Source organism: Streptosporangium sp. NPDC003464 (genome assembly GCF_053588315.1).
Window position 1 is genome coordinate 1 of sequence record NZ_JBSFPS010000320.1, and the last position, 10,714, is coordinate 10,714.

Below are 10,714 nucleotides of genomic sequence, written 5' to 3' on the forward strand. Positions count from 1 at the left end.
GCTCGGTGACCGTGGCGACGTGCAGGTGGTCAACACCCGCAACAACGGTACGCTGCCCTTCCTCGCCGACGACGCGGTCATCGAGGTGCCCTCGAAGATCACCAAGGCGGGAGCCGTACCGCTGCCGGTCGAGCCGGTCGAGCCGCTCTACGCCGGCCTGATCGCGGGCGTCTCCGCCTATGAGGAGCTGGCCCTCCAGGCGGCGCTGTACGGCGGAGCGGACCGGGTGCACAACGCGCTTCTGGCGCACCCGCTGGTGGGGCAGGAGGCGATCGCCGCCGAGCTGACCGCGCTTCTGCTGGAGAAGAACGGAGGGCACCTGTCGTGGTGAGCGTGCTGGCCGTCGACGGAGGCAACAGCAAGACCGATGTGGTGCTGCTGAACGAGCTGGGGGAGATCCTCGCTCGTGGCCGCGGCGGGCCCTTCGTTCCGCAGAGCGGGGGAGTCGGGCCCGCCGCCGACGTCATCGAGAGCGTGGTACGGCAGGCGGTCGGTCTCACCGGCCAGGCCGATCACCTGGTCGCCTTTCTGGCCGGGGCGGACCTGCCGGAGGAGGAACAGGCGATCGGGGCCGAGATCTCGGGACGCGCGCTGGCCCGCGACGTCGTGGTGCGGAACGACACCTTCGCCCTCCTCCGGTCAGGAGCATCCGGCCCGTGGGGCGTCGCGGTGGTCTGCGGCGCGGGGATCAACGCGGTCGGCGTCTCGCCGACGGGGCGGATCGCTCGTTTCCTGTCCCTGGGGGCGATCAGCGGCGACTGGGGTGGCGGCCTCGGCCTGTCGGCCGAGACGCTCTGGTACGCCATCCGCGCCGAGGACGGCAGGGGCGCCCCGACCGAGCTGGCCGAGTTGGTCAAATCGCACTTCGGCGCGGACACGGTCGAGCGGGTGGTGGTCGATGTGCACCTCGGCGCTCTGGAGCGGGAACGGCTGCTGGAGCTGACGCCAGGGCTGTTCAAGGTGGCCGCCGGCGGCGATGAGATCGCGCTCGGGCTGGTCTCGCGGATGGCCGACGAGATCACCACGATGGCCCGGGTCTGCCTCGCCCGTCTCGACCTGCTCGGAACGCCGACCGAGGTGGTCCTGGGTGGGGGCGTTCTGCGAGCCCGTGATCCGCTGCTGACCGCACTGCTCGACGAGCGGTTCGCGGCCCGCGCGCCGCTGGCCGAGCGAGTCGTCGCCGAACTGCCGCCCATCGCGGGCGCGGCACTGAGCGCCCTGGACCACATCGGCGCAGGTGAGGATGCGAAAGCCCGGCTGCTCGGGCAGTTCTGAGCCCCGGTGATCCCGGGCCCGCCGCGTCCTTGACGGGTAACGGAACCGCGACCTATAGTCAGCCGCTAACCGTCTGGAAGGTATCCGGACGGTTAGCGTCCAGGAGGAAGCATGTCCCCTACTCGCCGCGACGTTCTGCGCGGGCTCGGTCTCGCCGCGCTCGCCACCCCCCTCGCCGCCTGCGTCACCGCCGGTCGCGACGCCGCCCCCGGCCCCACCGCCTCCGCCGCCGCGACCTCCGCGAACAACCCGCTCGGGGTGGACGCCGCCCGGCGGCTGGAGGTCGTCATCTTCAGCGGCGGCAACGGCGACAAGTACGCCGTGGACCTCCATGAGGCCGCCTACCGCAAGACCTACCCGCAGGCCGAGATCAAGCATGTCGCCACGCAGAAGGTCGGCACCCAGCTGCGCCCCCGCTTCATCGCCGGTGACGTGCCCGACGTGGTCAACAACTCCGGGCCGGAGGCGCTCGACCTGCAGTCACTGGTCCAGGAGGGACACCTGGCCGACCTCACCCCGCTCTTCGAGGCCCCCTCCCTGGCCTTCCCCGACAAGAAGGTCAAGGACACTCTCGTCGGCGGCGCCTACGAGAACTCGTTGATCGACGGCGTGCCGCGGGTCCTGCAGTACACCGTCGCCCACCGCGCCCTCTGGTACAACGCCAAGCTCTTCGAGGCCAAGGGCTGGTCGGTCCCCAGGACCTGGGCGGAGTTCAACGCCCTCGGTGAGGAGGCGAAGAAGGCGGGGATCACCCTGTTCGCCTACCCTGGCCAGGTCGGCCCGTTCTACCAGCTGTGGAACCTCATCTACAGCGCCGCCAAGATCGGTGGCAACAAGGTCATCATCGACATCGACAACCTGGCCGACGGCGCCTGGACCGCCGAGCCGGTCCGGCAGGCCGTCGCCGCCTGGGCGCAGATCCAGAAGGACTACGGGGACAAGGCCTACTTCGGTCTCGACCACACGCAGACCCAGGTCAAGCACCTGCAGGACAAGGTCCTGTTCTACCCGTGCGGCTCCTGGCCGGAGAACGAGATGGCCAAGGACAGGCCCGACACCTTTGAGTACGCCATCGCACCGGTGCCCAGCATCACCTCCGCGGACGCCCTGCCGTACGAAGCGATCATGATCGGGGTCTCCGAGGCATTCTTCGTCGCCGCCAAGGGCAAGAACCCGCAGGGCGGCCTGGAGTACCTGCGCATGATGCTCTCGAAGGAGGGCGCGCGCGGCTACACCGAGATGACCAAGAACCTCACCATCGTCAACGGCCTGGTGGACGGCCTGCAGCTCACCTCGGCGGTCAACAGCGCCGCCAAGGCCCAGGAGGCCGCCGGGAAGAACACCATCACCGACGCCCGCTTCGAGACCTGGTACAAGGAGCTGTTCGACTACGGGCAGACCCAGACCAACTCGGTCATGGCCGGTCGCACCACTCCCGACCAGTTCTGCGCGAACATGCAGAAGAAGGCGGACGAGCTCAAGGCCGACTCCTCCATCGCCAAGCAGACCCGGAGCGTCTGACCGATGAGGCGGCACGGCTTCGTCGCGGGGTTCCTGCTCCTCCCCGTCCTCCTCTACGCCGTCTTCGTGATCAGCCCGTACGTGCAGGCGTTCCAGATCGCGCTGACCGACTGGCGCGGAGTCTCGGCCGGGCTCGACTTCGTCGGGCTGGACAACTTCCGGCGGATGTTCGGCAACGAGGCATTCTGGCAGGCGCTCCGCAACCACCTGGTCCTGCTCGTCACCATGCCGCTGGCCACCGTCTCCCTCGCGCTGCTGTTCGCCTATCTGCTGAACGCGGCAGGCGGCTCACGCGGCGGCACGATGACCGGGGTCAAGGGCTCCGGCTTCTACCGGGTCGTCTTCTTCCTGCCTCAGGTGCTCGCGGTGGCGGTGGTCGGCGTGCTGTTCAAAGCCGTCTACCGCCCCGACTCCAGCGGTGTGATCAACGGCGCTCTCGTCAAGCTGGGGATCGAACCGGTCGGGTGGCTGACCGACCAGCGGCTCGCCCTCTGGTCGATCATCGCCGTCATGGTCTGGCAGGCGGTCGGTTTCTACGTCGTGCTCTTCTCCGCGGGAATGGCCGCCATACCGAAGGACATCTTCGAAGCGGCCTCCCTGGACGGCGCGGGCCGTGCGCGGATGTTCTTCTCCGTCACCCTGCCGCTGCTCTGGGAGACCGTCCAGGTCGGCTGGATCTACCTCGGCATCGCGGCCTTCGACGGCTTCGCCCTGGTCAACGTGCTGTCCATGGAACAGGGCGGGCCCGACGGCGCGACCACGGTGCTGGCCACGGAGATCTACAAGAACGCCTTCGGCTACTCGCGGTTCGGCTACGCCTCGGCGCTCGGCGTGGCGCTGTTCTTCCTGACCCTCACCTTCGCCGCTCTGACGATGCGGGTCACCAGGCGCGAGAGGATCGTCTACTGACATGGGCCGCAAAGTCTTCGGGGGCTTTTCGCAGGCCGTCCTGGCGGTGTGGGCGCTGCTCATCATCGCCCCGCTGATCTGGACGCTGCTGGCCTCCTTCAAGAGCAACGGCGAGATCTTCGGTGACGCCCTGCAACTGCCGGGCGAGTTGCGCTGGGACAACTGGGTGCGGGCCTGGGAACGTGCCAGCGTCGGTCGGTACTTGCTCAACACGGTGGTCGTCGTCTTCTTCGGCGTCGCGGGCACCATGCTGCTCAGCTCCATGGCCGCCTACGTGCTGGCCCGCTTCAAATTCCCCGGCAACCGGCTGATCTACTTCCTGTTCGTGTCGGGCATGGCCTTTCCGGTCTTCCTCGCCCTGGTGCCGCTCTTCTTCGTCGTCGACGGGCTCGGGCTGCTCAACACGCACGTCGGGCTGATCCTGGTCTACATCGCGTACTCGCTGCCCTTCACCGTCTTCTTCCTCACCTCCTTCTTCCGGGGGTTGCCGGACGCGGTCGCCGAGGCGGCGATGATCGACGGAGCCTCGTACACACGGACCTTCTTCCAGGTCATGCTGCCGATGGCCAAGCCCGGGATGGTCAGCCTGACCATCTTCAACGTGCTCGGCCAGTGGAACCAGTATCTGCTGCCCCTGGTGCTGCTGCCCGGGGACAAGAGTAACTGGGTCATCACGCAAGGTATCGCGGACATTTCGACCATTGCCGGGTATGAGGCGGACTGGCCGGCGCTGTTCGCGGCGCTCAGCATGACGGTCCTGCCGGTCGTGGTGGCCTATATCTTCTTCCAGCGGCACATCCAGTCCGGGCTGACGTCAGGAGCAGTGAAGTAGTGTCCACCGGAAACCCCACCGTCTTCCGCACGCTCAACGAACGAGCCGCCCTGGAGCTGCTGCTCCGGCACGGTCCGCTCACCCGCGCCGAGCTCGAGGTCCACACCGGGCTCTCCAAGGCCTCCGCCGCCGAGGTGCTGCGCCGCCTGGAGAACGGGCGCCTCGTGCGCAAGGCCGGCACCAAACCCGGCAACGCCGGCCCCGCCGCCCAACTGTGGGGGCTGAACGGCTCGGCCGCCTGGGTCGCGGGGCTGGATCTGACGGCGCGTGCCGTGGAGGTGTCGGTGGCCGACCTCACCGGCGAGGTCCGGGGCGGCTACCAGGCCGAAGCCCCCGGCGAGGGCACCGACGCGGTGACGTTCCTGACCGAGGCGGTGCAGGCGGCGGCCCACGACGCCGGGGTCACGCTCGACGACCTCGACCAGATCGTGCTGGGCGTGCCTGGAGTCGTCGACGCCGGAGGTCACCGGCTGCGCCAGGCGGTGCAGCTGTCCGGCTGGTCGCACCTCGACGACCTCGGCGACCTGCGCGAGCGGCTGGGCACCGAGCGCTTCCGGCTGGAGAACGACGTCAACCTCGTCGCGATCCGGGAGCTGGAAGAGCACACGGGGAGCAGCTTCGTGCTCTTCTGGGTGGGGAACGGGGTCGGCGCCGGGGCCGTGCTCAACGATGCCCTGTGGCGCGGGGTCACCGGACGTGGCGGCGAGGTCGGCTCCGTGATCGTGCCCGATCCGGTGAGCCGCGGGCGGCTCTACGGGCCGGACGGCGGCCCGCTGGGCGCGCTGCTCGGTGCGGCCCCGCTGGCCGAGCTGGCCAAGGCGCACGGGGCGGACGTCGAGCCGACCCTCCGCGCGGTCACGCGATTCCTCCGCGCCGAGCTTCCCGTCGGGTTCCTCGACGATGTCGCCAAACGTGTCGCGCTCGGCGTGACCGCGGCCGTGGGCGTGCTCGACCCCGGCCGCGTCGTCCTCGGCGGTCCCCTCTGCACAGCGGCGGGCGAGCCGCTGCGCATCCGCGTCGCCGAGCTCCTGGCCCCCACCGGCCTCGCACCCGTCACCGTCGCCGTCAGTCGCGTCAGCGGTAACGCCGTGCTCGAAGGCGCCGTCCGCCACGCCCTCGACCTGGCTCGTGAACAGGTCTTCCACGCCGGTACGGCAGGCCGTACCGGCCCCGTCAACGAAAGCTGAGAGATGTTGCGCACCCTGGTGATCGCTGCCCACCCCGACGAACCCGAGCTCTACGCCGGCGGCACCTCCGCCCTGCTGGCCGGGGCGGGACACGCGGTGAAGTTCCTGACGCTCACCAACGGCGACGCCGGGCACCACGAGCTCGAACGGGCTCCGCTGGCCCGCCGCCGAGCGGAGGAGGCCTGGCGCGCGGCCGACGCTCTCGGAGTGGTCGACTACGAGATCTTCGACGTGCATGACGGCCTTCTCGAACCGACCGTGGAGCTGCGCCTGAGACTGATGCGCGAGATCCGCGCCTGGCGGCCCGACCTGGTGATCGCCCTGCACGGCGACGGTGCCGGTCACCCGGACAACCGGGCCGCGGGAAAGCTGGCCGAGCAGGCCGTGGAGCTTGTCACCGTGCGCAACGTCGAGTGCGGCAAGCCCGCCCTGGAACGGCAGCCGGTCTGCTTGCTGATGACCGACTACGCCTCCGGCCCCGCGCACCGGGACGACGTGGTGGTGGACGTGGCGCCGGTGGCGCAGGCCAAACTGGACGCCTGCCTGGCGCACGCCTCCCAGTTCCTGGAGTTCGCCCCGTTCCAGCGCGGCCTCCTGGACCAGGTGCCCCCGGCCGGCGACGTGGACGCCTGCCGTTCCTTCGTCGGCAAGCACTGGTCGGAGTTCCTCGGGCCGGAGACCTTCCAGCTCGCGCCGTACGGCAGGCAGGCCGACGCGGCCGAGCTACGCCGGCTGATGCCGTTCGGCCGAGCTTCGCTCCTGACCCGATGACGGGTGTCAGGCCACCCGGTTGGTCGTTCTGGTGACCGGACGACGTGGAGCGGGGCCGCGGGTAGTGCCGTGTGGGCGGCCAAGGGTCTCTCCCAGGGCAGGCGCGGACCGATGACGAGACTGCGAGCCGGGCGTAACCGGGCGTAGGCGGCGACGATGGGCCAGGTCCACCGATCGGCCTGCTCGGGAGCGCGAGGTGGTTGCGTCCACGGAAGTGGTTGGAGTCCTCTCGGCCGCGCAGCTGCATGAAGGCCCCTGAGCGGGGATCACCCACTCAGGGACCTTCTTCTTTTCCTGACCGTCCGGGGTCCTTGCCGACGCCCTTGCCGGGCGTCGCGGCGGACGCGGATGTGGACGACTCAGTCGAGTGCACGTGGACGGATGTCATGCGTGAGCGGCGGCCCTCCGACGGTGAGGCGGGGATCGTCTGGGCCGGTCGGCTGACGGCGGACTGGACACAGATCATCCAGGTGCAGGGGTTCGGCTGCGAGGAGGCTCTGCGGGAGCTCTCGTACGGCGGGCGGGCGCTGCTGATGCGCTGGGACATCAACGGGCCGCGTGACCTCGAATACGGGGTCAACGGTCACTACGTGACGGACTTCAGCGTCACCGTCCCCGGAAAGCGCTGGGGAAGTGATCCGCATGCGCTCGACTCCTACGCTCAGGGGTTGCTTTTCGACCTGGGTGACTCCGGTTGGGAGAGTGATCCCGAACTGCCGGCGGGGTGGCTGGAGTACTGGGCGTGGGAGGAGGCCCGGCTGGAGAGTGGAGAAGACTACGGACAGGAGGACCTCCCCGGCGAGTGGGGCGACTTCATCGGGCTTGTCCACAACGGATACAGCCCGCCCATGGCGACCTGCCTCACGTCGGCCCTGGCGCTCGTCGGCAGGGTGACGGGCAGGGAGATCGACCGGGAGTGGATGGACGGGGCCCACACCCGCTACGTGATCCGGATCGGCGCAACGGCTGAGGACAGGCAACCCGCTCCGGCGGAAAGCCCCTGGACGGGCGGCGCCGTCTCAGGGGCTTTTCAGCGTCTTGATCTGATGCGCCGGCCGTCGAGCCGCCGGCGGTACGGCGCGTTACCGCTATTCGCCCGTTGTCTTGGCGAGGACGTCGGCGGCCGAGGCTTCCGACGGAGAAGCCGGCCGCGGAGCGCAGAACACGCCGGATGCCCGCGATGGTGCTGCGGGACGGATAACCCCTGCAGCACTTGCCAACGGCACAGCGCCGCCGTTCAACGAAATCTCACGGCGTGTTCATGCTTGCTGCCCGGACTCGACGATGAGTGTGTAGTCGACGCCTGCGTAAAAGTCGCCGGAGGACCCGCGGATGGTCAGCGTATGGCGGCCGGGCTGCAGCGGCTGGAGGCGCACCCAGATGCCGCAAGCGTAGTAAGTGTCCGTTCCTTCCTCGCCGGTCAGCGGGTTACCGGCCACACCGGTCACGGCAACGCTGTCGTCCTCCATCCGTTCGGACGCGACCGGCTTGCCGTTGAGGGTGGCCCTGCCTTCCGCGGTGGCCATGAACTCCTTGCACGAGGCTTCGGAGTCGGCGAGGTTCACCAGCGGGAACACCAGCGGCCGCTCCGCGGGTACCCAGCATGTCCGCTGCGAGTTACCGCCGAAGGTCCCGGCGAGGAACCACAGGTCCTCCGGTTGGTTCCGGTCGCAGAACTCCCCGGTCGTATCCGTCACCGGGTTTGTGCTCTCGCCTTCCGAGGCCGCCCAGGTCCACCAGCGTCCTTGGATCGTCTCCGCCGGCGAGGCGGCCGATTCCGGAGACGCGGTTCCGTCCGTGCCGTCCTCGTGAGCCGTCCCGCAGCCGGTGATGAGACCGAGGATCAGCAGAAGCGGTACGGCGGATCTGAGGGACATCCGGGAATCATAGACTCCCAGTGGGTGAGAAGATCGCGCTGACCGCCGCCGGTGGCCCGCTCGGAGGCCTTTCCAGAGGCCGATAGATCATCACGCTGAGGGGTGATCCCCCTTGGGGCGAGCGGATCCCCGCGGAGCTCTGGGGAGCCTACTCGCGGGGCCCGTTCTCGTGACCGTCAGGGCGTCTCAGGTGTTCTTGGCGTCCAGCCTCAGGTGTTCTTGGCGTCCATCGGAATGGGCGTGTTCTGCGCGCGGACGTAATCCAGCAGATCGTCTTCGTCGATGACCTCGTCGGCGGGCGGGGCGGTGATGACGAGACGGAATCCCCAGTCGGTGTAGCGCGTGTCGCTCCGCTTGACCAGTGGATCTCTCCCCCCTCCCGCGGTGTCAGTGGTGACCAGGCGCTTGGGCAGGCCGTAACGGTCGGTCCAGAGCTGCCAGGAGACCTTCCCCTTGCTCCTCTCGCCGATGGGCCGCCCCGAGGTCCAGCTGACGAGGGCATCCCTGGAGATCTTGCTCAGCTCCTTGTAACTCATGGTGCCCCGGTAAAGGGAGCCGCCGGAGACGGGCCTGCTCGTCGAGCACTTCAGCACGGCCTTCATCATGGACGGGTCGTACACGTTGAGCGGCTGCAGGCTGGCGTCCCGGGCCATGTCCCGGCCCATGCTCCCCCTGTGTTCGTTCGGGAAGCGGATCCACTTCTTGCCCTCCGGGACCGGCCCGGGATACTGGTCGGCGTCGTCGTAGACGTCCTTGCCGACGCGGATCACATGGTGGGGGGCCGACTTCTCGGGTGGGAGCCCCTCGGTCCCCGGCCGGGGAAGGTCCCGCCAGGTGAAATCGGCGGCCACCGGACCCGACGGGGCGAACTGGAGGCTACCGCTGATCCGGGTCCCGCTCCCGGAGACCGTCGACTTCGCGCCGAAGAAGTAGCGGCTGGTCTCGGAGATCCGGACGCCGTGCTCGCTCCGGAACTGCCGCTTGAGCGCGCGGGCCGGATCGGGAGCGCCTGCCTGCGCGGCGGCGGGACCCGTGGAGACCGGTACGGACGCGAGCAGTACGGCGACCGCCAGGGCAGCCCATCGTCTCATGGGGCATTTGTCCTTTTGTTGAGCTTTTAGGCATTCAACGGACTTTTAGAGCATTCAACGGAAAGGTGAGGCTCAACTGAGATGATAACGGGCACATTCCGTCGGAGACCTTGTCCGCTCCGTTTTCTCCGTCACCATCGCCGCCGCTCTCGTCCGCTGCCGCCGGCTCACCAGATGACATGATGTTCTTGGCGGGTCTCGTGCCGCACTGCCTGCCCGGCGGCGCCGGCAGCGCCAACGGGGCGAGGGGGAATGACTCGGATGGGGTTGGAGGTCGAGAGTCGATCGTCCGATTCACCGTACATCGAGCGGGTGTGGCGGAGCAGCAGCCATGACGTCGACCGGATGACGTCGATCGCGACAGCCCATTGGGATCTGGTCTTCTGGGAGCACCGCGGTCAGGCCAGCGCCGCCGTTCAAGGGCCGGGGTCAAAGGCGGGTCCGGCCCCCGTCCCCGAAGACGCCACGTTCTTCGGCATCAGCTTCTCGCTCGGCACCTCGATGCCCCATCTTCCGGTCGATCGGCTCGTCGACGGTTCTGTGGAGATCCCCGGCGTGACGCGCAGATCGTTCTGGCTGAAGGGTTCCGCCTGGCGCCCTCCCGACTACGACAACGCCGAGGCGTTCGTACGGCGGATGGTGCGTGAGGGCGTCCTGGACCGCGACCCGATCGTCGCCGCGGTGCTCCGCGGCGCGTCGCCCGGGGTGTCCGAACGCACCGTCCAGCGGCGCTTCGTGGCGACAACCGGACTCACCCGCGGCGCCGTCCGGCAGATCGACCGTGCCAGGCAGGCGGCGGTCCTGATCCAGGAGGGCACGCCGGCCCACGACGTGATCCACCGGCTCGGATACTTCGACCAACCGCACCTGGCGCGGTCGCTGACCCGCTACATCGGGCGGACCGCCACGCAGTTGAGCGACCGGGTTCCGTCGGAGCCGCTGTCGCTTCTGTACAAGACCTGAGTGCCCGTCCTCGCCTAATCTCCCAGTCGCGGCCATCGCCACCGAACGGGAGGTCGTCGCGTGGAGGCCGGTCGATCCGGGCCGCGATCGTGAGCCACTCCTCATAACCAACGACAAGGGAGCACCGCAATGGGCAGGATCGTCTCGAACTTCTTCATCTCGCTGGACGGTGTGGTCGAGTCGCCGGACCAGTGGCACTTCCCGTACTTCAACGACGAGATGGGCGCGGCGATCGGGGCGGGCGTGCAGAACGCGGCGGCGTTCCTGATGGGCCGCAAGCTGTACGAG

10 protein-coding genes are annotated in these 10,714 nt (G+C 68.9%); 8 read left to right on the plus strand and 2 right to left on the minus strand.

Translation table 11 applies throughout. The features are described from left to right. From ACWDS7_RS42250 to ACWDS7_RS42280, 7 genes are all read left to right on the plus strand, one after another. Nucleotides 1-331 (plus strand): family 4 glycosyl hydrolase (locus ACWDS7_RS42250; RefSeq protein WP_451933863.1); only part of this gene is annotated, 331 nt, incomplete at its 5' end. Further along, on the plus strand, nt 325-1,275 hold the full coding sequence (locus ACWDS7_RS42255; protein WP_451933864.1) for an N-acetylglucosamine kinase: 951 nt from the start codon (nt 325-327) through the stop codon (nt 1,273-1,275). The genes ACWDS7_RS42250 and ACWDS7_RS42255, both read left to right, overlap by 7 nt. Nucleotides 1,276-1,386: 111 nt before the next feature. Then, nucleotides 1,387-2,796 (plus strand): N-acetylglucosamine/diacetylchitobiose ABC transporter substrate-binding protein, encoded by a 1,410-nt coding sequence (ngcE, locus tag ACWDS7_RS42260; RefSeq protein ID WP_451933865.1) that lies wholly within the window; start codon nt 1,387-1,389, stop codon nt 2,794-2,796. A 3-nt stretch (nt 2,797-2,799) separates the two neighbouring features. After that, nucleotides 2,800-3,705: a carbohydrate ABC transporter permease gene (locus tag ACWDS7_RS42265; protein WP_451933866.1), complete on the plus strand. Its 906-nt coding sequence runs from the start codon at nt 2,800-2,802 to the stop codon at nt 3,703-3,705. A 1-nt stretch (nt 3,706) separates the two neighbouring features. Next, nucleotides 3,707-4,537: a carbohydrate ABC transporter permease gene (locus ACWDS7_RS42270; RefSeq protein WP_306862038.1), complete on the plus strand. Its 831-nt coding sequence runs from the start codon at nt 3,707-3,709 to the stop codon at nt 4,535-4,537. Further along, nucleotides 4,537-5,724, plus strand: a complete 1,188-nt coding sequence (locus tag ACWDS7_RS42275; protein WP_306862040.1) for an ROK family transcriptional regulator — start codon at nt 4,537-4,539, stop codon at nt 5,722-5,724. Before ACWDS7_RS42270 ends, ACWDS7_RS42275 begins: the two co-directional genes overlap by 1 nt. Nucleotides 5,725-5,727: 3 nt before the next feature. Then, nucleotides 5,728-6,495, plus strand: a complete 768-nt coding sequence (locus ACWDS7_RS42280; RefSeq protein WP_451933867.1) for a PIG-L deacetylase family protein — start codon at nt 5,728-5,730, stop codon at nt 6,493-6,495. Nucleotides 6,496-7,754: 1,259 nt separating this feature from the next. Here ACWDS7_RS42280 and ACWDS7_RS42285 read toward each other — a convergent pair. Next, nucleotides 7,755-8,372 (minus strand): signal protein, encoded by a 618-nt coding sequence (locus ACWDS7_RS42285; RefSeq protein WP_451933868.1) that lies wholly within the window; start codon nt 8,370-8,372, stop codon nt 7,755-7,757. 209 nt (nt 8,373-8,581) lie between these two features. Further along, on the minus strand, nt 8,582-9,463 hold the full coding sequence (locus tag ACWDS7_RS42290) for a hypothetical protein (protein WP_451933869.1): 882 nt from the start codon (nt 9,461-9,463) through the stop codon (nt 8,582-8,584). Between the two features lie 345 nt (nt 9,464-9,808). Here ACWDS7_RS42290 and ACWDS7_RS42295 point away from each other — a divergent pair, with 345 nt between their 5' ends. Next, nucleotides 9,809-10,426: a helix-turn-helix domain-containing protein gene (locus tag ACWDS7_RS42295; RefSeq protein WP_451933870.1), complete on the plus strand. Its 618-nt coding sequence runs from the start codon at nt 9,809-9,811 to the stop codon at nt 10,424-10,426. Nucleotides 10,427-10,714 lie beyond the last annotated feature (288 nt).